The 23,646-nt window shown below is 62.4% G+C and carries 21 protein-coding genes and 1 pseudogene; 9 read left to right on the top strand and 13 right to left on the bottom strand.

All coding sequences use genetic code 11. The annotated features are described in order from the left end of the window. Positions 1–5: 5 nt before the first annotated feature. Genes AR689_RS04775 through dxr form a run of 5 tightly spaced genes read right to left on the bottom strand, consistent with a single transcriptional unit; the run spans position 6 to position 4,948 of the window. Positions 6–884: a GNAT family N-acetyltransferase gene (locus AR689_RS04775; protein WP_062068615.1), complete on the bottom strand. Its 879-nt coding sequence runs from the start codon at positions 882–884 to the stop codon at positions 6–8. Further along, positions 847–2,013 carry a flavodoxin-dependent (E)-4-hydroxy-3-methylbut-2-enyl-diphosphate synthase gene (gene ispG, locus AR689_RS04770; RefSeq protein ID WP_011774258.1) on the bottom strand — a complete coding sequence of 389 codons (1,167 nt, stop codon included), beginning with the start codon at positions 2,011–2,013 and terminating at the stop codon, positions 847–849. The genes AR689_RS04775 and ispG overlap by 38 nt, the downstream gene beginning before the upstream one ends. 49 nt (positions 2,014–2,062) lie before the next feature. Further along, the gene (locus AR689_RS04765) at positions 2,063–2,356 is read right to left on the bottom strand and encodes a YciI family protein (RefSeq protein WP_062067508.1); all 294 of its coding nucleotides are present in this window, start codon (positions 2,354–2,356) and stop codon (positions 2,063–2,065) included. A 43-nt stretch (positions 2,357–2,399) separates the two neighbouring features. Then, the gene (locus tag AR689_RS04760) at positions 2,400–3,731 is read right to left on the bottom strand and encodes a M50 family metallopeptidase (protein ID WP_062067507.1); all 1,332 of its coding nucleotides are present in this window, start codon (positions 3,729–3,731) and stop codon (positions 2,400–2,402) included. 32 nt (positions 3,732–3,763) lie between these two features. Beyond that, positions 3,764–4,948 (bottom strand): 1-deoxy-D-xylulose-5-phosphate reductoisomerase, encoded by a 1,185-nt coding sequence (gene dxr, locus AR689_RS04755; protein WP_062067503.1) that lies wholly within the window; start codon positions 4,946–4,948, stop codon positions 3,764–3,766. 103 nt (positions 4,949–5,051) lie between these two features. On the opposite strand from dxr, the gene AR689_RS04750 reads away from it, so the two are divergent. Continuing rightward, entirely contained in the window at positions 5,052–6,512 is a 1,461-nt protein-coding gene (locus tag AR689_RS04750; protein ID WP_062068613.1) for a lipase maturation factor family protein, read from the top strand. On the opposite strand, the gene AR689_RS04745 is transcribed toward AR689_RS04750, so the two are convergent. Next, a complete protein-coding gene (locus AR689_RS04745; RefSeq protein ID WP_062067500.1) occupies positions 6,483–7,568 on the bottom strand; it encodes a LacI family DNA-binding transcriptional regulator in 1,086 nt (361 codons plus the stop codon). The two genes, AR689_RS04750 and AR689_RS04745, sit on opposite strands and share 30 nt — an antisense overlap. A 278-nt stretch (positions 7,569–7,846) precedes the next feature. Here AR689_RS04745 and AR689_RS04740 point away from each other — a divergent pair, with 278 nt between their 5' ends. The 6 genes from AR689_RS04740 to AR689_RS04715 are packed head-to-tail and all read left to right on the top strand — an operon-like array spanning position 7,847 to position 14,073. Continuing rightward, positions 7,847–9,166: an extracellular solute-binding protein gene (locus tag AR689_RS04740; RefSeq protein ID WP_062068609.1), complete on the top strand. Its 1,320-nt coding sequence runs from the start codon at positions 7,847–7,849 to the stop codon at positions 9,164–9,166. Between the two features lie 4 nt (positions 9,167–9,170). Next, a complete protein-coding gene (locus AR689_RS04735; RefSeq protein ID WP_082697802.1) occupies positions 9,171–10,109 on the top strand; it encodes a carbohydrate ABC transporter permease in 939 nt (312 codons plus the stop codon). Further along, positions 10,109–11,008: a carbohydrate ABC transporter permease gene (locus tag AR689_RS04730; protein WP_062067497.1), complete on the top strand. Its 900-nt coding sequence runs from the start codon at positions 10,109–10,111 to the stop codon at positions 11,006–11,008. The genes AR689_RS04735 and AR689_RS04730 overlap by 1 nt, the downstream gene beginning before the upstream one ends. A gap of 31 nt (positions 11,009–11,039) precedes the next feature. After that, on the top strand, positions 11,040–12,251 hold the full coding sequence (locus AR689_RS04725; RefSeq protein ID WP_062067494.1) for a Gfo/Idh/MocA family protein: 1,212 nt from the start codon (positions 11,040–11,042) through the stop codon (positions 12,249–12,251). A gap of 32 nt (positions 12,252–12,283) precedes the next feature. Next, complete coding sequence (locus AR689_RS04720; protein WP_062068607.1) at positions 12,284–12,985, top strand: ThuA domain-containing protein; 702 nt, start codon at positions 12,284–12,286, stop codon at positions 12,983–12,985. Then, complete coding sequence (locus AR689_RS04715) at positions 12,970–14,073, top strand: Gfo/Idh/MocA family protein (RefSeq protein WP_062067492.1); 1,104 nt, start codon at positions 12,970–12,972, stop codon at positions 14,071–14,073. Before AR689_RS04720 ends, AR689_RS04715 begins: the two co-directional genes overlap by 16 nt. A gap of 85 nt (positions 14,074–14,158) precedes the next feature. Here AR689_RS04715 and AR689_RS04710 read toward each other — a convergent pair whose 3' ends face one another. Genes AR689_RS04710 through AR689_RS04680 form a run of 7 tightly spaced genes read right to left on the bottom strand, consistent with a single transcriptional unit; the run spans position 14,159 to position 22,029 of the window. Then, on the bottom strand, positions 14,159–14,998 hold the full coding sequence (locus AR689_RS04710; RefSeq protein ID WP_062067489.1) for an HpcH/HpaI aldolase/citrate lyase family protein: 840 nt from the start codon (positions 14,996–14,998) through the stop codon (positions 14,159–14,161). Positions 14,999–15,044: 46 nt separating this feature from the next. Further along, the gene (locus AR689_RS04705; protein WP_011774245.1) at positions 15,045–15,530 is read right to left on the bottom strand and encodes a MaoC family dehydratase; all 486 of its coding nucleotides are present in this window, start codon (positions 15,528–15,530) and stop codon (positions 15,045–15,047) included. Continuing rightward, complete coding sequence (locus tag AR689_RS04700; RefSeq protein ID WP_062067486.1) at positions 15,527–16,279, bottom strand: CoA transferase subunit B; 753 nt, start codon at positions 16,277–16,279, stop codon at positions 15,527–15,529. Before AR689_RS04700 ends, AR689_RS04705 begins: the two co-directional genes overlap by 4 nt. Beyond that, positions 16,276–17,079 carry a CoA transferase subunit A gene (locus tag AR689_RS04695; protein WP_062067482.1) on the bottom strand — a complete coding sequence of 268 codons (804 nt, stop codon included), beginning with the start codon at positions 17,077–17,079 and terminating at the stop codon, positions 16,276–16,278. The genes AR689_RS04700 and AR689_RS04695 overlap by 4 nt, the downstream gene beginning before the upstream one ends. Positions 17,080–17,099: 20 nt before the next feature. Beyond that, entirely contained in the window at positions 17,100–18,263 is a 1,164-nt protein-coding gene (locus AR689_RS04690) for an acyl-CoA dehydrogenase family protein (RefSeq protein ID WP_062067479.1), read from the bottom strand. Then, entirely contained in the window at positions 18,260–20,416 is a 2,157-nt protein-coding gene (locus AR689_RS04685; protein ID WP_062067476.1) for an acetyl/propionyl/methylcrotonyl-CoA carboxylase subunit alpha, read from the bottom strand. The genes AR689_RS04690 and AR689_RS04685 overlap by 4 nt, the downstream gene beginning before the upstream one ends. A gap of 2 nt (positions 20,417–20,418) precedes the next feature. Further along, positions 20,419–22,029: a carboxyl transferase domain-containing protein gene (locus AR689_RS04680; protein ID WP_062067472.1), complete on the bottom strand. Its 1,611-nt coding sequence runs from the start codon at positions 22,027–22,029 to the stop codon at positions 20,419–20,421. Between the two features lie 143 nt (positions 22,030–22,172). Here AR689_RS04680 and AR689_RS04675 point away from each other — a divergent pair, with 143 nt between their 5' ends. Both AR689_RS04675 and AR689_RS23280 read left to right on the top strand, forming a co-directional pair. Beyond that, a complete protein-coding gene (locus tag AR689_RS04675; RefSeq protein WP_062067469.1) occupies positions 22,173–22,808 on the top strand; it encodes an SACE_7040 family transcriptional regulator in 636 nt (211 codons plus the stop codon). 119 nt (positions 22,809–22,927) lie between these two features. After that, positions 22,928–23,646, top strand: a pseudogene (locus AR689_RS23280) (hypothetical protein); the annotation flags it as partial.

Here is a 23,646-nt window from a genome sequence, read left to right as displayed (position 1 = left end):
CGTCTTTAGAAAAGAACGGTTGCGAAGGTTCCCACTTGTTCGAAGCCCACCCGCTCATAGGTGGCGCGGGCTTTGGTGTTGTAGTCATTGACGTAAAGGCTCGTCACCGGGGCGAACGATCGCGAGAGGTTGACGACGGCAGCCATGTAGCCTCCGCTTTGGCCGCGCCCCCGCAACTCGGGATTCATCCACACGCCTTGGACCTGAGTGACATCCCGCGTGACTGCCCCCAGCTCGGCTTTGAAAACCACCGTGCCGTTGGCGTCGATGTGAACCAGCGAATGGCCCTCCCGAATGAGCCCTGCGACCCGCCTGCTATAGAACTCCTGCCCTCCCAGGAACGGAGAGTAGCCCACTTCTTCTTCGAACATGGCGGCGCAGGCGGGCAGAATGCGGTCAAAGTCCCCCATGGAGCCAAAGGTCAGGGACGGGTTGGCGCCGACGATGGGCGGGCCTGAAATAGTGAGCAGCGGTTGCTGGGAGCGAACTTCGTGCGCAGCGTGGCCCAGTTGCTCGAAACGGGCATAGAGCGCCATGACAGTGTCGGCCGGACCGAAAATGGAGGCGTAACGGCGCCCTGTTTCGTGGGCAGCGGCGGCCACATAGCCCGCAAGGCCGGGATCGAGCTGAACCGGGACCAGGTTTGCCCCCGCCCAGCATGCGCCGAGAAGCGTTTGGCCCTCGAAAACTCCGAAAATACAGGCACCACCGCTGGTTGGCGCTGCTGAACCGGTACTTTCCAGATGGGCGAGGATGAACACGTTGGCCACCGCATCCTCGCTTGCAAGCGCGCGAAGAGCCAGGGTGTCGGCGCTGCCGAGCACCCTGACTCCCAAGCCGTTCTCGTTACGAGACGCTAACCACGGGGCTACCCTTGACAGCATCTTCGCCATCGGCCTCCCCCATCTCTTCGGCGATGCGCATGGCCTCTTCGATCAGTGTCTCAACAATTTCGCTCTCAGGCACAGTCTTGATGACTTCGCCCTTCACGAAAATCTGGCCCTTGCCGTTTCCGGAGGCCACCCCGAGGTCCGCTTCACGTGCTTCGCCGGGTCCGTTGACGACGCATCCCATCACGGCCACCCGCAACGGAATCTCCATGCCTTCCAAGCCTGCGGTGACCTGTTCGGCCAACGTGTACACGTCCACCTGGGCGCGTCCACAGGACGGGCAGGAAACGATCTCGAGCTTGCGCGGGCGCAGGTTCAAGGACTGCAGGATCTGGTTGCCCACCTTGATCTCCTCCACTGGAGGAGCCGAAAGGGAGACGCGGATGGTGTCGCCAATGCCGCGGGACAGGAGCGCGCCGAACGCCGTAGCCGACTTGATGGTGCCTTGGAACGCCGGTCCGGCTTCGGTGACGCCGAGGTGCAGGGGCCAGTCGCCCTTCTCGGCGAGCATCTCGTAAGCGGCCACCATGATCACGGGGTCGTTGTGCTTGACGGAGATCTTGAAGTCGTGGAAGCCGTGTTCCTCGAAGAGGGAGGCTTCCCAGACGGCGGATTCAACCAACGCTTCCGGGGTGGCCTTGCCGTACTTCTTCATGATGCCGGGCTCAAGGGAGCCTGCGTTGACGCCAATCCGGATGGATGTTCCGTGGTCCCGGGCCGCTGCAGCGATTTCCTTAACCTGGTCATCGAATTTGCGGATATTGCCCGGGTTAACCCGGACTGCGGCACAACCGGCCTCAATTGCGGCGAAGACGTACTTCGGTTGGAAGTGGATATCCGCGATCACGGGAATCTGGGACTTACGGGCAATGATCGGCAGCGCCTCGGCGTCGTCGGCAGACGGGCAAGCAACGCGCACGATGTCGCATCCGGACGCCGTCAGTTCAGCGATCTGCTGGAGGGTGGCATTGATATCCGTAGTGGGGGTGGTGGTCATGGACTGAACGCTGATGGGCGAGTCAGAACCGACGCCAACGGACCCTACCTTGATCTGCCGCGTCTTACGTCGCGGGGCAAGGACGGGGGGTGGGGCTGCTGGCATTCCCAGGCTGACCGAGGTCACGTGGACTCCTTGGGTTAGGGGTGGATCGTTGTGGTGAAGGACGTCCGGGCTAGGAAACGTGGGCAGCCAGGACACCGATGACGGGGGCCCATTCCGTGGTGCGGATACCGGCAATCACGCCTGCTTCGGCGAACGGATCCTGTTTGAGGAGGTCATTGAGTTCGGTTTCGTCAGCGGACTTGAAGATCAGCAGAGCACCGGCGCCGTCACCGTAGGGGCCACTGGCAAGCAGTTTGCCTTCCTCGGCCAGTTCCCCGAGCCAGGAACGGTGGGCAGGGCGGGCTTCGTCGCGGAGGGCGCCCGAATCGGCGACGTATACGTACTCAACAGCGAAAACAGTCATGGAGCTAGCCTATCCCGCCTGCTGATCGGAAAATGCTCACTGCTTAGCCGAAAATGTTCACGGGCTTGACGATGTCCGCGTAGATCAGGAGTGCACCCATGGCCATCAGCAGCGCTGCGACGACGTACGTGGCCGGCAGCAGCTTGGCAATGTCGAAAGCGCCCGGGTCCGGTTTGCCCATCAGCTTGGCCACCCGGCGTCGGGCACCTTCGTAGAGCGCGCCGGCCACATGGCCGCCGTCCAGGGGCAGGAGCGGGATGAGGTTGAAGATGGCCAGCGCAAAGTTGAGTCCGGCGAGCAAGCCGATCAACGTGCCGATCCGCGCCTGCATGGGCACTTGTTCCATGGCCGCTACCTCGCCGGCGACCCTGCCGACGCCCACCACGCTGATGGGCCCGTTGGGGTCGCGGGGTTCTTCGCTGAAGGCTGCTTTCGCCACCCCCACCACCCTGGCCGGCAGGTTGAAGATCACACCGGAAATCTGTTTGATGTTTTCCCCTGCCATGGGCAGAACGGCCGACGCCGGTTGGGGAACCAAAGCGCTTTGGGCTCCGATACCCAGGAAGCCGACTTCCTGGTACTGCAACACTCCGTTGGCGTCCTGTGCCTGCCGCCCGTCGGGGCCCACCACGGGCCGGGAGGAGAGCACAGGGGTTACCGTGGTCTCCACCGGAGCCCCATTGCGCGTCACGGTGACGGGAACGTCCTTGCCGGCGGAGGTCCGGATCCAGCTGGTGAGCTCGTCCCAGCTGGTGACGGCTTTTCCGTCGAAAGAGGTGATGGTGTCATTGGGCTGGAGTCCTGCGGCCGCGGCCGGGGTCAGCTTGCAATCGGCCGAATCGGGGTCAACGGTCTCCCCGGCGGCAACCTGGCATTTGGAAACGTCCGCGATGGTGGTGGTCGCCTGGGCAGTGCCGAAACCCATGAGCAGGACGGCCAGAAGGATCAACCCGATCAGCATGTTCATGGCGGGCCCGCCGAGCATGACGATGATTTTCTTCCAGACAGGGAGCTTGTAGAAGACGCGGTTCTCGTCGCCGGGGCCCACTTCCTCGTGCGCCATGGAACGCGCCTCGGTGGCGAGGGTCTGGAACATGCCTGTACTGGAGGGGCGAACGGTGCCGTCTTCTTTGTTCGGCGGGTACATACCGATCATGGACACGTAGCCACCCAGCGGAAGCGCTTTTAAGCCGTACTCGGTTTCGCCCTTCTTCCTGGACCACAGCGTTGGCCCAAAGCCGATCATGTACTTGGTAACGCGCACTTTGAAGAGCTTCGCGGGCACAAGGTGGCCTACCTCGTGCAGCGCGATGGAAACAGCTACGCCGATCGCGACGAAGACGACTCCGAGAATGAAGAGAAGGACGGGACTCATGCCGGTGGGACTGCTTCCGTAAAGGTTGTGAGCTACAGGGCGCTGCTGGCTAAACGATCAAGGGTTCGGGCACGTGCCCACCTCTCAGCATCCAGCACGGACTCCACCGTTAGCTCGGAAGAGCCTGAATGTTCGCTGAGGACGGATTCAACGGTATCCACAATGTCCGTGAAGCGGATGCGCCCGGCGTGGAAGGCCTCTACTGCTTCCTCATTGGCGGCGTTGAATACCGCTGGGAAAGTGCTGCCCTGCTTGGCGGCGTCCTTGGCCAGATCCACGGCCGGGAATGCCACGGTATCCAGGGGCTCAAAGGTCCAACTGGTGGCTTGGGTCCAGTCGCAAGCCTGGGCGGCACGCGGGACCCGGTCCGGCCAGCCCAGCCCGAGCGCGATGGGCAGGCGCATGTCCGGAGGTGATGCTTGGGCAATGATGGAGCCATCCACGAACTGGACCATGGAGTGCACCACCGATTGAGGGTGGACCACAACATCGATCCTGTCCAAAGGAACATCGAACAACAGGTGTGCCTCGATGACTTCCAGGCCCTTGTTGACGAGGCTGGCCGAGTTTGTGGTGACCATGAGGCCCATGTCCCAGGTGGGGTGGGCAAGGGCTTCCTGCGGCGTGACGTTGTGAAGTTGCTCCCGCGTGCGGCCTCGGAACGGGCCACCGGATGCCGTCAGGATCAGCTTTTCAACTTCCTGGTCAGTGCCCGAACGCAGGCACTGGGCGATGGCGGAGTGCTCTGAGTCGACGGGGACGATCTGGCCGGGGCTGGCGGCGGCTTTGACCAGGGCGCCACCGACGATCAGCGATTCCTTGTTGGCCAGCGCCAAGGTGGCTCCTGTGCCAAGGGCAGCGAGGGTTGGCGCCAACCCGATGGAACCGGTGATGCCGTTGAGGACGACGTCGCAGTCGATGGCTGCTATCCGGGTGGAGGCGTCCGGTCCGGCAAAGATCTCCGGAGCAAAGTTGCGTACGCGTGCCTCGGCAGCGGCGGCGTCGATCAATTGCCGAAGGGCTTCCGGATCTCCTGTGGCAATTCCCACAGCTTGCGCCCTGGTGTGGACAGCCTGCCGGGCAAGGAGTTCAAGGTTTCCGCCGCCCGCGCTCAGGGCCACCACCTCGAAACGGTGTGGTGCGGCATCAACGACGTCAATCGCTTGTGTGCCGATGGAACCGGTGGACCCGAGGATGACGATCTTGCGCGGCTGCATGACTTAAGTATCCCTGCCACTGCCGGGGGCCGCGAACGGGCACAGGTGTATGTGGAAAATCGATACCGCTTGACCAGCCCCCTCCCGTGCGTACCGTGGAATGGTGGAGTGGTTGTCCTGGTTCGATGCGCGGGACTACGAATTTGCCCGGCAGGTGTTGCAGCGTGGCACAGCCGCGCTGTACGCGGTTGCCTTCCTCTCCACGGTGAACCAGTTCCCGGCACTCCTGGGCGAGCACGGACTGTTGCCGGTACCCTCTTACTTGGACATGGCCCGCCGGCTGGGCCGGCCCACCCTTTTCCGGTGGCGCTACTCTGACACACTGCTCCGGGCCGTGTGCTGGACGGGCATCGGGGTGTCCATTCTGCTGGTCATCGGTCTCCCCCAAACAGGTCCTCCGTGGCTTCCCATGCTGGCTTTCCTTGCCCTGTGGTTCCTCTACATGTCGATTGTGAACGTAGGCCAGACGTTCTACGGTTTTGGTTGGGAGATACTTCTCCTCGAAGCCGGATTCACTGTGGCTTTCCTCGGTTCAGACCAGACTCCCCCACCTGCGACCATCCTCATACTCATTCTGTGGCTGCTGTTCCGGCTTGAGTTCGGTGCCGGCATGATCAAGATCCGCGGCGGACGCGAGTGGCGGGACATGACGGCCATGTTCTACCACCACGAGACACAGCCGATGCCCGGGCCACTCAGCAGGCTGGCTCACCTCCTGCCACGCCCCCTGCACAAAGTGGAGGTGGTGGGCAACCATTTCGCGCAACTGGTGGTCCCCTTTTTCCTGTTCGCACCGCAACCGCTTGCCAGCATCGCAGCCGGCATCATCATCGTCACCCAGCTGTGGCTGGTGGGGACAGGAAACTTCGCGTGGCTGAACTGGGTGGCCATCGTCCTGGCTTTCGCCGCCGTCAGCGACCCCGTTGCACACGCGGTCTTTCCGTTCATCCCGCTGGAGTGGCACCCGGGCGCCGATACCTCAGTGTGGTGGCTCGCCGTCGTCGTGCTGGCGACGGTTTTGTTGCTGGTGTTCAGCTACCGTCCGCTCCTGAATCTCTTCTCCAGCCAGCAGTTGATGAACGCCAGCTTTAACCGCTGGCGACTGGTCAATGCCTACGGCGCTTTCGGCACGGTGACAAAGCAGCGCATTGAGATGGTGGTTGAGGGCACCATGGAGGAGGATCCGCAGGCGCCGGACGAACAATGGTTGGAGTACGGCTTCAAGGGCAAACCCGGGGATGTACGGCGACTCCCCCGGCAGTGGGCGCCATACCACTTGCGCTTGGATTGGCTCATGTGGTTCCTGCCGCTGAGAACTGTCCACGAGGACTGGTTTTACGCGTTCCTGGACAGGCTCCTGCAGGCTGATCGACTTACGCTTGGGCTGCTTCGACAGGACCCGTTCGACGGCGAACCACCCCGTTGGGTGCGGACGCGCAGTTACCTGTACCGTTTTGCCAGCCGTGAGGAGTTCCGTGGGACGGGCGACCGTTGGGTGCGGGTGCTGTTGTATGAAGCAATCCCGCCGGTGCAGCTAGACCCGGGACGGCGACTTTCCGGGTGAGGCTGGTTCCCGGGGTGGCGCTGGTTCCCTGGGTGGGGCTGTGGATTCTCGAACCACAAGGTGGGTTGCAAGCTCCACACGCCGGGAGTCGATCTCTTCACCCTGCATTTGGCGAAGGATGAAGTTCAGCGCGGAACGCCCTATCTCCTGAAGCGGCTGGCTCACCGAGGTCAGGGGTGGCGTGGATTCTTCCGCTTGGTACGTTCCATCGAACCCCACGAGGCTCATTTCCTCGGGGATCCGGATGTCCTGCCTCCGCGCCTCAGCCAGGACCCCCATGGCGATGCTGTCGCTTCCGGCGAATACTGCAGTGGGCGGATCTTCCAAAGCCACCAAGGACTTGAAGGCTGCCGCTCCGGTCTCGGGACGAAACTGGCCGGCGGAAACATATTCATGTTCCACGGTGATTCCCTCTGCCATCAGTGCGGCCATGTAACCGTGGAGACGGGCCTGGCTGCATTCGGCGGTGGCAGGACCCCCAATAAAGGCAATGCGTCGATGCCCCAGCGCCAAAAGATGCGTGGCGGCGGCTTTCCCACCGGCCCAGTTGCTGGAGCCCACACTGAACAGATCAGCAGGTGGCGGGTTCAGGGGGTCGATCACCACGATGGGAATCTGGCGTCTTTGGAAAGCTTCGAGCTGCGCTGTTCCGAACGCCGAGGTCACCACGATCATGCCGCTGCGGCCCTCATCGACCATGCGCTGTGCACGTTGCTCCGGGCCCAGCGGAGGCGCTGCCTGCAATCCGGTCACCGAGAGGATCACTTCCATGTCCGAAGCGTTGGCCTGCTCCATGATCCCCTTGAGGACTTCCATGTTGTAGGCCGAGTTCAGCGAGTCAAACACCGCCTCGACAGTCCGCTGGACAGGGTTGCCCTTGCGCTGGAGGGGTGATTTGTACCCGGTCCGCTGCAGCGCTTCCAGAACACGCGCACGGGTCCCCTGGGCCACGTCCCCGCGCCCGTTGACCACTTTGGACACGGTGGGTACGGACACTCCTACCTCCTGCGCAACGGCAGAAAGGGTCAGCTTGGAGGGTCGTTCTTCGGGGCTCACAGTTATCACTTTCGAAAAGTTTCGGTTGCTGCCAGTCTGCACGCGGAGAGGTCTGCTCGTCAAACAGGCAGCAAACTACCTAAGTATCTTCTCATCCAGGTCTTGACGGTGATGCGGGTCACGGCTAAGTTTGGTGGGCACTTCCGAAAGGACTTTCGAAACATTTCGAAAAGTTGCTGGAGCTGGGTATCGAAGTTGATCCGCAGACCGCGAAGTGCGGCTTTTACACGCACAACCGGGCCATCAGCGTCGAGCCCGAAGGACGAATGGAACTGCACATGAATAATCTCAAGTTGCGCACCGCCGGAATGGCCGTTTCTGCAGCCGCGTTGTCGATCTCACTCGTAGCCTGCGGATCCTCGGGTCCGGCCGGAACAGGGGCCTCGGCGGACTCAGCAACCATGTGGGGACTGACCGGTGGTGACCAGCCTGTGTTCCAAGCATCCGTGGAATCGTGGAACAAGGCCCACCCCGACTCCGCCATCAAGCTCGACTTCTTTGCCAACGACGCCTACAAGACCAAGGTCCGCACCGCCGTCGGCGCAGGTCAAGGACCCACGCTCGTTTACGGCTGGGGCGGCGGAGTCCTCAAGTCCTACGTCGATGCCGGACAGGTGGATGACCTGACGGGATTCCTCAAAGAAAACCCTGCCGTCCAAAGCCGTTACCTTCCCTCCATCCTCGAGAGCGGCGTGATCGACGGCAAGACCTATGCACTCCCCAACAACAAGGTCCAACCCGTAGTGCTCTACTACAACAAGGAAGTCTTCGAAAAGGTGGGCGCCGAGGCTCCCAAGACCTGGGATGAACTGATGGCGCTGGTGCCAAAATTCAAGGCTGCCGGTGTGGCACCGTTCTCCCTGGGCGGCCAGTCCAAATGGCCGGACCTGATGTGGCTCGAATACCTAGTGGACCGGATCGGCGGCCCTGAAGTCTTCGCAAACATCGCAGCCAACAAGCCGGGCGCCTGGTCCGACCCCGCAGTGATCGAGGCCCTGACCAAGATTCAGGAACTGGTGGATGCCGGCGGCTTCATCAACGGCTTCTCCTCCATTGCCGCTGACAGCAACGCAGACCAGGCCCTGTTGTACACAGGAAAGGCAGCCATGATTCTGCAGGGCAGCTGGATCTACCAAGGCATGAAGAAGGACGCCGGCGAGTTCGTATCAAGCGGCAAACTCGGCTACACCCCCTTCCCCACCGTTGAGGGCGGCAAGGGTGACCCGGCCAACGTTGTGGGAAACCCGTCCAACTTCTGGTCCGTTTCATCCAAGGCCACAGAAGAGCAAAAGAAAACCGCCCTGGAATACGTCAAGGACGGAATGTTCACCGATGAGAACGTCCAAGGCCTGATCGACTCAGGAGCTGTACCTGTGGTCACCGGCATTGAGGACAAGCTCGCAGCCTCCCCGGACAAGGACTTCCTGACCTACGTGTACGGCATGGCCAAGGACGCCCCGGACTTCACACTGTCCTGGGATCAGGCACTCAGCCCCGCCCAGGGCGATGCCATGCTGGCGAACCTGGACCAGATCTTCCTGAAGAAGATCACCCCCGAACAGTTCGCTTCCACCATGAACGCGACGATCGGTAAGTAGTTCAGTGTCAACTACTACCACCACCCCACAGCGGGAGTTGGGCACTGGACACACAACAGGCACCCGACGGACCTTGGAAAAGGGTCCGTCGGGGTGGCTCGCTGTCCCCGCGCTCGCCTTCTTCATGCTTTTCGCCATCCTCCCACTCCTGGGAGTCCTGTTCCTGAGCTTCACCAGCTGGGACGGCCTGGGAGAAATTAAGCTCGACGGACTGTCCAGCTGGAACACCGTCCTGGCCGATCCCGTCACGGGCAACGCCTTGTTGGTGACGGCCAAGATCATGTTCTTCTCCTTCATCGTCCAGGCACCCATCAGCCTCCTGCTCGGCGTCTTCACCGCTGCCAGCCAGAAGTACCGGGCGGCTTTGGCAGTGCTCTACTTCGTGCCGCTGCTCCTGTCCTCCGCGGCTGTGGCCATCGCTTTCAAGGCCCTGCTGGATCCGAACTTCGGGCTCGGCCCGGGCCTGGGGCTGCCGATCCTGGCGCAGGACTGGCTGGGTAACTCTGATCTGGTGCTGTTCGTGGTGGTCTTCGTGATCGCCTGGCAGTTCGTGCCCTTCCACACCCTGATCTACCAAGGCGGCGTACGGCAGATTCCCGCCTCGCTGTACGAAGCTGCCCAAATTGACGGCGCAGGCCGTGTCCAGCAGTTCTTCAACATCACCTTGCCGCAGCTGAAGTACACCATGATCACTTCCTCCACCCTCATGGTGGTGGGATCCCTGGCGTACTTCGACCTGATCTTCGTCCTGACCGCCGGCGGACCAGGCTACTCCACCAGGCTCCTGCCACTGCACATGTACCTCACCGGCTTCAAAGCGAACGATATGGGGGCGGCGAGCGCCTTGGGCGTCATCCTCGTTGTCATCGGCCTGGCCTTGGCATTGTTCCTGCAACGACTCGGCGGCAAGAACCGCAACGCCAGCCAATTGGAAGGTGCGTAATGGCTTCCACCACTGAACTCCCCCCGGCACCGGCGGTGCTGCCCCAAGCGGCGACCACCCGCCGTCGGCCGTCACAACTTGGCCGTTCGCGGCCAAACTTCCTGGGCGGCCTGGGCGGCTGGATCTGGCTGGCAATCATCATTGTGCCGGTGTACTACGTGGTCATCACCAGCCTGAAGAACCAGGCAGGCTTCTTCACCTCAAACCCGATGCTCCCACCGGCAGAACCAACCTTGGACAACTACAAGCTTGTCCTGGAGAACGACTTCGCCAAGTACTTCACCAACAGCCTCATCGTGACCGTGGGCAGCGTGGTTCCGGCGCTTTTCGTCGCCTTTATGGCCGCCTACGCCATTGTCCGCGGCAAAGGCAGATTCCTCAGCTGGACCAACAACGTTTTCCTCCTGGGCTTGGCCATTCCGCTGCACGCAACCATCATCCCCATCTACTGGATGATCACCAAGGCTCATATGTACGACACCTTGTTGGCGTTGATCCTGCCTTCCATTGCCTTCGCTATCCCGGTATCGGTGCTCATCCTTTCGAACTTCATGCGGGATGTCCCCAATGAACTTTTTGAGTCGATGCGCTTGGACGGTTGCTCTGACTGGGCCATGATGTGGCGCCTGGCGTTGCCCATGACCAAGCCTGCCGTCATCACGGTGGGCATCTACAACGCACTGCATGTGTGGAACGGATTCCTGTTCCCGCTGATCCTCACGCAAAGCCCTGACACCAGGGTTCTGCCGTTGTCGCTGTGGACGTTCCAAGGTGAATTCAGCGTCAACATCCCGGCAGTGCTCGCCTCCGTGGTGCTGGCAACGCTTCCGCTACTGGTGATCTACGTGGTGGCGCGCCGGCAGTTGCTCAGTGGCCTCACCGCAGGTTTCAGCAAGTAACCGGCGACGAACCAACCAGAAAGGACTTCCGATGACAGAGACTCGACCCCTGCGCGTGGGCATGGTGGGGTATGCCTTCATGGGCGCCGCCCACTCCCATGCCTGGCGTACTGCTCCCCGCTTCTTTGACCTTCCCCTCGCTCCGGAACTCACGGCCGTGGCGGGCCGAAATGAGGAGGGTGTGCGGTCAGCAGCCGCCAAATACGGCTGGGCGTCCATCGAGACCGACTGGCGCAGACTCATTGAACGCGATGACATCGACCTCATTGATATCTGCACTCCCGGCAACACCCATGCCGAGATAGCGATTGCGGCGCTCGAGGCCGGCAAGCATGTCCTCTGCGAGAAGCCGTTGGCCAACTCGGTGGAAGAAGCCGGGAAGATGACCCAGGTGGCTCAGGCCGCGGCGGAACGCGGGGTGCTCTCCATGTGCGGCTTCAGTTACCGGCGCACTCCTGCTTTGGCACTGGCCAAGCGAATGGTGGACGACGGCCGTCTGGGCGAGATCAGGCACGTCCGCGCGCAGTACCTTCAGGACTGGCTCAGTGACGCCGACGCGCCGCTGACCTGGCGCCTGGACAAGGCTAAATCCGGGTCCGGTTCGCTGGGCGACATCGGCGCTCACAGCATCGATGCCGCCCAGTGGATCACGGGACTGAACATCTCTGGTGTCTCTGCACTGCTGGAGACTTTCGTGAAGGAGCGCCCCGTGGGCGGCGACTTCGTGGGCTTGGGCGGTCACGGCGGCTCTGACGGGCCGCGCGGCCCGGTGACCGTGGACGACGCTGCCCTGTTCACCGCCCGTTTTGCCAAGCACGACGGCGGTGCTGACGCCGGCTCCCGCACCACCGCCGGGCCCATCGGCATCTTCGAAGCCACCCGTTTTGCCTTGGGCCGCAAGAACGCCATGCGCCTGGAACTCAACGGCACCAAAGGGTCGATCGCCTTTGACTTCGAAGACATGAACTCACTGCAGTACTACGATTCCGCGCTGGAACCTGACGCCGGCTTCCGCAAGATCATGGTCACTGAGCCGTCCCACCCCTACACCGCCAACTGGTGGCCCACCGGCCACGGCCTCGGATATGAGCACGGCTTCACCCATCAGGTGGTGGACCTCGTCACTGCCATCGGCGCAGGCGAGCAGCCCACGCCGTCGTTCGCTGACGCTTTGCAGGTGCAAAAGGTGCTGGCCGCCGTAGAAGCCAGCGCTGAGAACGCCAGCCGCTGGCAGAACGTCTAAATGCTATGAATATGCCCGAAACGAAGGAAACCATGACAAGCATCAACAAAACAGCGCTGGTGGTCCGCGGCGGCTGGGACGGACACCAGCCGGTGGAAGCCACAGAGCTGTTCATCCCCTACCTGAAGGAGAACGGTTATGACGTCCGGGTGGAGGAATCCCCCAAGATCTACGCCGACCCTGACTACATGGCGGGCGTGGACCTGATCGTGCAGTGCATGACCATGTCCACCATCGAGAAGGACGAATTCGAGGGGCTCCGCGCGGCCGTTGAAAACGGTACGGGCCTGGCTGGCTGGCACGGCGGGATCGCTGATTCCTACCGCAATAACTCGGACTACCTGCACCTGATCGGTGGACAGTTCGCCTGCCACCCCGGCAAGCATGCTGACGAGCGGATCGGCGAGCAGTCCGACAATTACGTCCCTTATACCGTCAACATGTTGCCCGTTGCCTCCCACCACCCCATCACTCAGGGAATGGGCGACTTCGATCTCGTCACGGAACAGTACTGGGTCCTCTCCGATGACTACATCGACGTCCTGGCCACCACTACCCAAAAAGTCCGTGACTGGGACCCATGGAACCGCGAAGTCACCTCGCCGGCCATCTGGACCCGCCAGTGGGGCAAGGGAAAAATCTTCGTCTGCACGCCGGGCCACCGCGTGGAAATCCTTCAGGACAGCAACGTCCGCACCATCATTGAAAGGGGCATGCTGTGGGCAAGCCGCTAAATGTAGGAGTGATTGGCTGTGGCGCCATCATTGCCCAGTACCTGCGCAACTTCCGCCGCCTCGATTCCATCAACCTTGTGGCCGTCGCGGACCTTGATTCGGCGCGGGCCCAGGCGGTTGCCGATTCGTATGACGGGGTCCGGGCACTGAGCGTGGACGAACTCCTGGCCGCCGAGGACGTGGACCTCGTCCTGAACCTCACCATCCCTGCCGCCCACGCTAACATTGCGCTGAGGGCCATCGCGGCCGGAAAGTCCGTCTACGGCGAAAAGCCGCTGGCTGCCACCACGGCCGAAGCCCGGCAGGTGCTGGATGCGGCGGCTGCGGCGGGCGTCACTGTGGGCTGCGCGCCGGACACCGTGTTGGGAACCGGCGTCCAGACAGCCCGCAAAGCCATTGACGACGGACTGATTGGGGCGCCAATTTCAGCGACGGCCACCATGGCGACGCCCGGCCACGAGCGTTGGCACCCGAACCCCGATTTCTACTACCAGCCGGGCGGCGGGCCACTGCTGGACATGGGCCCGTACTATGTCTCTGCACTCGTCACGCTGCTCGGGCCCGTGGTGTCGGTGGTGGGTGCTGCCAGCCACACCCGCGACGAACGCATCATCGGTTCGGGCCCGCGTCAGGGACAGGTGGTTCCGGTGGACATCGACTCGCACGTCACCGGCGTCCTGGTGCATGCGTCCGGCGCCTTGTCCACACTGTTCATGAGCTTCGATGCCGTCAAGACCAAAAGCCCCAACATTGAGATCCACGGTGAAACGGGTTCGCTGATGGTCCCTGACCCAAATCATTTCGACGGCGACGTGCAGCTGTTCGCACTCGGCGCCGAGGAGTGGGAAACGCTTCCCGTCTCGGCCGGGTACGTGGACTCGGGCCGCGGCTTCGGCATCGCCGACCTCGCCAACACACCCTCCGGCCAGGAACCACGGGCCGGCGGTCAGCTGGCCTTCCATGCCTTGGACGTGATGGAATCAGTGCTGGAATCCGCCAGGAACGGGCAGGCAGTAGCCATCAAGAGCACGGCGTCCCGGCCAGCCGTGGTTGAACTGACGGAAATCACGACGTCGGTACTCACCTAGGGCCCTGCCGGCCAACGAGTCCGGTCTTCGTCCGCTCTGCATGCCGTTCTACGGTGTGTGGGGCGAAGGAGGGCCGGATTCGTCGTTAGTGCCCGGCCCGGCGAAGTGTCGCTTGGGCGTGCTTGAGGATAGGGCCATCAATCATCTTGCCGTTGAACTGGAACACGCCTGTCCCGGCAGATGCTGCAGCGTCCAGGAGTTCGGCGGCTTGGGCTACGGCGTCGTCCGTGGGCGCGTAGGCTTCCCGGACTACCGCCACCTGCTGGGGATGGATGCAGGCTTTGGCTCCAAAACCGCTGGACACGGCGTCCTGCGACTCAGCCAGCAAGCCTTTAAGATCCGGGATGTTCACGTACACGGAGTCAATTGCTTCCTTGCCTGCGGCTTTGGCGGCGAGCAGTACAGCGGAACGTGAGTGAAGAGCCACAGCCCGGTACCCGCCGTCGTCGTTCCTGCTGGAAAGGCCCCCGAGGGAAGCCAGCAGGTCCTCAGCGCCCCACATCAGCCCCACCACGTTCGGCTCGGCGGCGATGGCCGGGGCGTTGACGATGCCCGCCGCGGTTTCGCACAGCGCGATGACCTGATAGCCGGCCAAAGACTTGAGTTGCTCCGCATTCTCCGCCTTGGCCAGCATGACGGTGCGGTATGGCGTCTTCGCCAAAGTGTTGAGATCCAGCTCGAACTCCGGTGTCCCCACGGGGTTGACCCGAATAATGGTCCGGTGTGGGTCCAGGCCGCCTGAATCCAACTGTTCGAGAATCGCCTCGCGAGCCCCCGGCTTGTCCGCAGGGGCTACAGCATCTTCAAGGTCCAGGATCACGGCGTCGGAACGATCAGCCGCCTTTCCGAAACGCTCAGGCCGGTCCGCCGGGCAGAAAAGGAGGGCCGGCCCCATGGTGAACGGAATCGCGTCTGAAGAAAGCATGAAAGTCCTTGCTGCTGGTGACCTACAAAGGTATGGAAAGGGTGGGTCAGGATTGCGCGGCGTGCGCTTCCTTGGTCCACATGAGGCAGGTCCGGGTTGCCAAGGCCACCACCGTCCCGTCCTGGTTGCGGCCGGTGTGCTGCATGGTCGCCACGCCTTGGCCGGGCCGCGACGACGACAGCCGTTTACCTGTGATCACTGTTTCCGTGTACAGGGTATCGCCGTGATAGAGCGGGTGCGGAAAAGTGACATCCGTCAGGCCCAACTGCGCGATGATGGTGCCCTGCGTCAGCTGTGTCACGGACTGCCCCACCATGGTGGACAAAGTGAACATAGAGTTCATAAGCCGCTGCCCGAACGGCTGCCCGGAACTCCAGGCCGCGTCCAAATGCAGCGCCTGCGTGTTCATGGTCATGGTGGTGAAGAGGACATTGTCCGTCTCGGTGACGGTACGGCCAGGCTTGTGCGCGTAAATCACGCCCTCTTCGAGCTCGTCGAAATAGAGTCCGCGCTGCTCCACAACCCGCGTCATACGGTCAGTTCCTGGTCTTCTTCGAAGAGGTCTGCGCCCGTGGCCGCCACGACGTCGTCCAGGGTGACGTTGGGGGCAAGTTCGCGGAGGACCAAACGCGGTTCGCCATCATCCTTCACGACGTCGATCACTGCGAGGTCAGTGATGATGCGGTCCACGCACCCTTTTCCTGTGAGCGGGAGTGTGCAGTCCTGGACGATCTTCGGCCTGCCGTTGCGGTCCACATGTTCCATCATGACAATGACTTTCTTGGCGCCAAACACGAGGTCCATTGCTCCGCCCATGCCTTTGACCATCTTGCCGGGAATCATCCAGTTGGCCAGGTCTCCGTTCACAGCCACCTCCATGGCACCCAAAACGGCCACGTCCACGTGCCCGCCGCGGATCATGCCGAAGGACGCCGCCGAATCAAAGAAGGCAGCCCCGGCACGAGTGGTGACCGTTTCCTTGCCCGCATTGATGAGATCCGGATCAATCTTGTCCTCAGCCGGGTAAGGACCCACGCCCAGGATTCCGTTCTCCGAGTGAAGAATGACCTCCACGCCGTCCGGAATGTAGTTGGGGATCAACGTGGGCATCCCGATGCCAAGGTTCACGTACTGCCCGTTGGTCAGTTCCTTGGCTACCCGGGCGGCAAGTTCGTTGCGGGTCCAGCCTTTGGCGTCGTGATGGTCGACGTCGGCGCGACGGTACTCGTGCCGGACGGCCTCCGGGCGGGGCGGGATGTCCTGGGACGTGTTGTCGGTCATCGTTCCGCTCCTGCCTGGTCTGTTCCGGATTGGCCTGCATCAATAGTGGGGGTTAACGCCACGGTCCGCTTTTCTATCCGCTTCTCGCTGGACGCTGCCAACACCACCCTTTGAACGAAGATCCCCGGCGTGTGGATATGCTCCGGGTCCAGCTCGCCGGGCTCCACCAACTCCTCCACTTCGGCAATGGTGGTCCGTGCCGCCATGGCACAGAGGGGGTTGAAGTTCATGGCCGTCGCGTGGAAGACCAGATTCCCGTGCCGGTCCCCCTTCCAGGCATGGACCAGGCCGAAGTCCGGCGTCAGGGACTCTTCCAGCACATAGTCCGCGTCGTTGAAAGTGCGCACTTCCTTAGGCGAGGAAGCAATCGCAACGTTCCCGTCGGCGTCGTACTTTTGCGGAAGTCCGCCCTCGGACACCTGCGTACCCACGCCGGCTTTGGTGTAGAAGGCCGGGATGCCGGCACCTCCAGCACGGAGCTTCTCGGCCAAGGTGCCCTGTGGGGTGAGGACTACCTCCAGCTCGCCCGAGAGGTACTGACGGGCGAATTCCTTGTTCTCACCGACGTACGAGCTGACGGTCCGACGGATACGACCATCCTTCAGGAGAATGCCAAGGCCCCAGTCGTCCACACCGCAGTTGTTGCTGACCGTCACAAGATCCGTGGTTCCCTGCTGGTACACGGCGTCGATCAAGGAAACGGGGATGCCGCATAAACCGAAACCTCCGACAGCCAACGAGGCACCGTCCGGGATGTCCTTCACCGCTTCCGCGGCGCTGGCAACAACCTTGTCAATCATCCTTGATCCTTCCCCTACGGTTACAGACCCAGCTCGCGGGCGATGAGCATCAACTGCACCTCCGTGGTGCCCTCCCCGATTTCAAGGATCTTGGAATCGCGGTAATGGCGTGCCACCGTGAATTCGTTGATGAAGCCATAGCCGCCGAACACCTGGGTGGCGTCCCGCGCGTTGTCCATGGCTGCCTCGCCTGCGACCATCTTAGCGATGGCCGCCTCGGTCTTGAACGGCTTGCCTGCCAGCATCCTGGACGCAGCGTCGTAATAAGCAAGGCGGGCAGTGTGGGCCCTTGCCTGCATCCGCGCGATCTTGAACTGGATGGCCTGGTACTTGCCGATGTTCTGCCCGAACGCGCTGCGCTCCTTGGCGTACTTCACGGACAGGTCCACGCACCCCTGGGCTGCGCCCGTTGCCAGTGCAGCGATGGCGATGCGGCCCTCGTCCAAAATGGACAGGAAATTCGCATAGCCACGGCCGCGCTCGCCCAGGAGATTCGCTTCGGGAACTCGGACATTATCCAGAGTCAGCGGGTGTGTGTCGGAGGCGTTCCAGCCCACCTTGTTGTACGGCTTTTCCGCCCGGAAACCGGGCGTGTCCGTGGGGACCAGGATGGTGGAGATCTCCTTCTTGGCGCTGCCGTCCGCGTTGTCCTTCTGCCCCGTCACCGCCGTGACCGTCACCAAGGTGGTGATGTCCGTACCGGAGTTGGTGATGAACTCCTTGTTGCCGTTGATGACCCACTCGCCGTTGTCCAGATGGGCGTTGGTCTTGGTGCCTCCCGCATCCGAACCTGCCTCGCGCTCCGTCAGGCCGAAACCGGCCAGGGACCGTCCGGACGCCAACTGCGGCAGCCACTCCTGTTTCTGTTCCTCAGTGCCAAAGCGGTACACCGGCATCGCACCGAGCGACACCCCGGCTTCCAGCGTGATGGCCACCGACTGGTCAACGCGGCCCAACTGCTCCAACGCCAAGGCCAGGGCAAAGTAGTCTCCGCCCATCCCGCCGAACTCCTCGGGGAACGGCAGGCCGAACAGCCCCATCTCCCCCATCTGCTTCACAACCTCGTAAGGAAAACTGTGCTCTTCGTCGTGCTTGGCGGAGACGGGCGCCACCACTTCGTCGGCGAACTCGCGGACGGAGTCGCTCAGGTCCTGATACTCCTCATTTAGTTCAAACGTGCTCATGGCTGGACTTCCTCGTCTGTGCTGGTGCTGTCTGTGTCTACGTGAATGGTGGCGAGTACCTGGTCAGCTTTGACAAGGTCGCCCGGTTTGCTGGTGAGATGGACGGTTCCGGCAACGGAGGCCACCAGTTGGTGCTCCATCTTCATGGCCTCCACAGCAAGGAGCGGCTGCCCCTCCTCCACGGTGTCTCCGTTGGCTACGGACACGGAAACCACCGTTCCGGGCATCGGTGAACGAACCTCCGGGTCCGCCGCATCTTCGTCACGTTGGATCCCGGCGAGCATCCGACGCAAGCGCGCAGCCCGGTCCAGGACCTCAAGCCTGCAGGACCAGCCGTCGTTGCCCACAAAGAGTTCTTGGACGCTGTTGCGCCCGCCCGGCGCCACGCCAACCGCGAGGGTGACCGGACCGCCGTCGAACTCCACCTTGATGGTGTTGTTACCGCGATCCGCCACCTTGACGTTGACCGGACTCCCGCCGTCGACGCTTGCCCTGACGGCGCCGTCCTCCTCGGTTATTGACACTGTCGCGATGCCGGCGCCCGGGACACCGAAGGTGGCCGTCCACGCGCCGCGGCCACCGGCACGCCAAGCGTCGGCAGACTTCCACGCGTCGCCCGCGAGCGCAGGGCCGGTACGGTCGAGCCAGAGTGTGAGGGCAGCGGCAATCAGCTCAGCAGAACCGACGTGCCGGAACTCCATGGACGGCAGCCTGCGCTCAATCAGTCCCGTGTCAAGGTGCCCGGCGATGACCTCGGGATCGTTGATCAACAACCGCAGATACTCCACATTCGTATCCACACCGAGCAGCGTGTAGCGCCCCAACGCAGCGTCCAGCGTATCCAGCGCTGAGGCCCGGTCCTCACCCCAGGCGATGACCTTGGCCAGCATGGGATCGTAGTCCCCCGTGACCTCCAGGTTGTCCCGCATGGCTGAGTCGATCCGCACCTTCGCATGCGTTGGTTGCTGCCCCGAAACGGTTGAATCAGGTACGCCCTGCTCAGCGAGCGCCACGATCCGTCCCATGGACGGCATGAAGTTCCGCTCGGGTACCTCAGCGTAAACCCGCGCCTCCACGGCGTGGCCTTTAAGTACGACGTCGGACTGCGCCACGGTGAGCACCTCACCGGCGGCGATCCGCACCTGCCATTCAACGAGGTCGATGCCCGTGACCATCTCTGTGACAGGGTGCTCCACCTGAAGCCGGGTATTCATCTCCATGAAGAAGAACTCGTCGGGGTGTTCGTCGGACACCAGGAACTCCACGGTTCCCGCGCCACTGTAATTGACCGAACGGGCCGCATTGCAGGCCGCCTCGCCAATCCGGGCACGCTCCTGCGCACCGTTGGGCAATGATTCAAAAAGGGCGGACGGAGCTTCTTCGATCACCTTCTGGTGGCGCCGCTGGAGAGAACACTCGCGCTCGCCGAGATGGATCACGTTCCCGTGGTTGTCCGCCAAAACCTGAACCTCGATGTGGCGAGGGGTACGAATGAGCCGCTCAAGGAAGAGAGTGTCGTCGCCAAAAGCGGACGCTGCGACCCGTCTGGCCGTGACGAGCGTGGAAGCCATATCCTCCGGCCTTTCCACCACGTGCATCCCTTTGCCGCCACCACCCGCGGACGGCTTAATCAGCAAGGGGAAACCGACCCCCGGGGCGGCCTGAATCAGGTCCTGATCGCTGAGTCCTGGTTGTGCGATGCCCGGAACACAGGGAACGTCATAGGCCATCACATGGTTCTTGGAACGGATTTTGTCGCCCATGACGTCAATGGCTCCAATTCCGGGCCCAATGAAGGTGATGCCCGCCGCGTCCAGTGCCTTGGCGAACTCCACATTCTCGGACAGGAAGCCGTATCCCGGGTGGACTGCCTCCGCGCCACTGCGACGACATGCCTCGATGATGGCGTCGATCTTCAAGTAGCTCTCTGCCGGTGCCGTGCCACCGATGGCAACAGCGGTATCGGCAAGGGCCACGTGCTTGGCATTCTTGTCGGCATCCGAGTACACAGCCACTGAGCGGATACCCATCTCCTTCAGGGTCCGGATCACGCGGCAGGCAATCTCGCCACGATTGGCAACGAGGACAGCACTAAAGGTCCGGGCTTCCACCACAGGGTTTGGCCGGGCTGGGGCTGTAGTTGGCGAGGTCATGGTCACATCCTGAAGAGGCCGAAGGAGGTCTCGGGCAGTTGTTGGCGGGAGACGACATCCAGGGCCATCCCCAAGACTCGCCGGGTGTCAGCGGGATCGATGATGCCGTCATCCCACAGTCTTGCGGTGGAGTAATAGGGGCTTCCCTGGTCCTCGTACTGTTGCTTGATGGGGGCTTTGAAGGCTTCCTCGTCCTCGGCGGACCATTCCTGGCCTGCTGCCTCATACTGGTCCCTTTTGACGGTGGCCAGGACGCTGGAAGCCTGGTTTCCGCCCATGACCGAGATCCGGGCGGCCGGCCACATCCAGAGGAACCGCGGCGAGTAGGCCCGGCCGCACATGGAGTAGTTGCCGGCCCCAAAAGAACCGCCGATCACCACCGTCAGCTTGGGCACACGGGCCGTGGCCACGGCGGTGACCATCTTGGCGCCGTTCTTGGCGATGCCGCCCTGTTCGTAGTCCTTACCCACCATGAAGCCGGAGAGGTTCTGCAGGAAGATCAGGGGAATGCCGCGTTGATCGCAGAGCTCAATGAAATGAGCGCCCTTTAGGGACGATTCGCTGAACAGGACGCCGTTGTTGGCCACAATACCCACGGGATGACCGTGCAGGTGCGCGAATCCGGTCACCAGGGTGGTGCCGTAGTTCTTCTTGAACTCATGGAATTCGGATCCATCAACCAGTCTGGCGATGACTTCCCGGACGTCGTACTGGGCGTTCACGTCAGTGGGAACCACACCGTAGATCTCTGCAGGCTCGACGACGGGCGGCAGGACGACGTCGGACACGTCCCAAACCGGCTGCGCCGGTTTCGGTAACGTGGCCACAATGTCCCGAACGATCTCCAGCGCATGCTGGTCGTTCTCGGCGAGGTGGTCCGTGACTCCGGAAATCCTTGAATGGACGTCGCCGCCGCCCAGCTCCTCAGCAGTGACGATCTCGCCAATGGCTGCTTTGACCAACGGCGGGCCGCCCAGGAAGATAGTGCCCTGATTCCGGACGATGACCGTCTCATCGCTCATGGCCGGGACATAGGCGCCGCCGGCTGTGCACGATCCCATGACAGAGGCGATCTGTGGGATCTTGGCCGCGGACATTTTGGCCTGGTTGTAGAAGATCCGGCCGAAGTGCTCCTTGTCTGGGAAGACCTCGTCCTGCTTGGGCAGAAACGCTCCGCCGGAATCGACGAGGTAGATACACGGAAGCTTGTTTTCCATGGCGATTTCCTGAGCCCGGAGGTGTTTCTTCACGGTCATGGGATAGTAGGTGCCACCCTTGACCGTGGCGTCGTTGGAGATCACCAGAACATGGCGGCCATGGACAAGGCCAATGCCCGCAATGACGCCGGCGCCTGGGGACTCGTCGTTGTACATGCCATTGGCAGCCAAGGGTGCGATCTCAAGGAACGGGCTCCCGTCATCGAGCAGGTAGTCGATCCGTTCACGCGGCAGAAGTTTCCCGCGGGCGATGTGCCGCTCCCTTGACTTTGAGGGTCCACCGAGGGCCGCCGTCGCGAGCCGTTCCTTCAACTCCTCCACTAAGGCCAGCTGCGCCTCACGGCTGGCTTCGAAGGTGCCGCTGGTGGATGCCATCAGGTTGGCGAGTGTCTCCATTGACCGTGTTCCATTCCCGGCCCCAGGCCATTTCGGTTAGTGCCACGTAACTGAAATTTAGGTTAGTCTTTATTAACTGTGATGTCCAGCACAGCATGGCCCGCCAGGCCCGCTGAGCCGGCATGGGCGCCAAGGAGGACCACATGACCGTAAGCCCGGAAGCAAATGCCAACGGCACCGGTGCGGCTACAACGCAACGAAGCCAGGCCAAGGAGCTGCGCCGTAAGGCGTTGCTGTCCGCCGCCGCAGGTCTCTTCGCGGAAAACGGCTTTAGCAGGGTGTCCCTCGAAGACCTCGGAGCAGCGGCAGGTGTCAGCGGTCCAGCCGTGTACCGCCACTTCCCCGGCAAACAAGCGGTCCTTGGCGAGCTACTCCTGAGCGTCAGCCGGGACCTGCTGGACGGTGGCGAGAGCGTGGTCTCTGAAGCGGAGGACCCCCTTTCCGCGCTTACCGGGCTGATCCGGTTCCAGGTGGACTTCGCCCTGAGTAATCCGGAGGTCATCCGGGTCCAGGACCGGGACTTCGGCAGCCTCAGCGACGACGACCAAGCCAAGGTCAGGTCCCTGCAGAGAAGCTACGTGGAAACCTGGGTGGACGTTTTGGCGCGGCTCCACGAGGGCGCCGACATTTCAGGGTTGCGCGTCCGGGCACACGCAGCCTTTGGACTCATCAACTCCACCCCTCACTCCGTACGCCATCACGGCAGGAAGATCGCGGTCAAGTCCGCCCGTCCCATTCTGGAACAGATGGCTTTGGCGGCTCTGACTTCGGTCCGATGACAGGTCTGCCTCGCTGTTCCTAACGGGCGGTTTGTGCCGCCCTTCACTGTCCGGCTGTGTTCTGCTGCCTCCCACTATGTCCCGCTAATAATGTCTGACCCCAGTGAAATGATTAATTCATGGAGAAACTGGCGCAGTTGATGGCATCTTGGGCGGAACCGTCCCCTGCTGTTGCTGCTCTGGCTGCTATTCGGTCACAGCGCGTCGTGAGCATGCCGCGGGTGGTCAAGGCAGGGTTCAAGGATTCGACGCCGTACATCACCGTGCTGGAACATTTCCATGGAACTGGATTGGCCAGCGGTGCTGGCCGTTTCGAGGGCGGCAGGCGGCCCAAGGACTCTGGGCGGGTCAACAGTGCTGGCCCGGTCAACGGAACCAGCCTGCCCAACGGCACTGGCCCGGTCAACGGTGCAGGCCCGGTCAACGGTGCAGGCCCGGTCAACGGTGCAGAGTCTGCCGACGCCAAAACCACGGACACCGGTTCCACGGGCGGCACGGAGGTAGATGCTTCGGCAATCAATGCCGGATCGGTGTCCGGCCCACGGCCGGACGCCTGGTTCGGCTCTGGCCCGGACTCCACCTTGGTTCCTGATCAGCCGATCGAGCGTCCGCACGGGCAGCGTCCTGGACCCGTTGCGGTTTCGGGAGTGGTGCTGGGTGAACTTCTACAAGACGCTGCTGCACTTCTGGACGCAGCGCGCTTGTCCGTCACCGATGAGGTGCGGTTGTTGGGGTTTGTTGAGGCTGCTGATTTCGCGGGCAGGGTCGAGGAGATGTCCCGTTCGGTGGAGTATTTGCAGGTGGTCGCGGCCCAGGCTGTGGAACGGACCCGCACAGA

The organism is Arthrobacter sp. EpRS71 (assembly GCF_001512285.1).
Taxonomy (GTDB): domain Bacteria; phylum Actinomycetota; class Actinomycetes; order Actinomycetales; family Micrococcaceae; genus Arthrobacter.
This window is presented reverse-complemented; position numbering and strand designations above follow the sequence as displayed.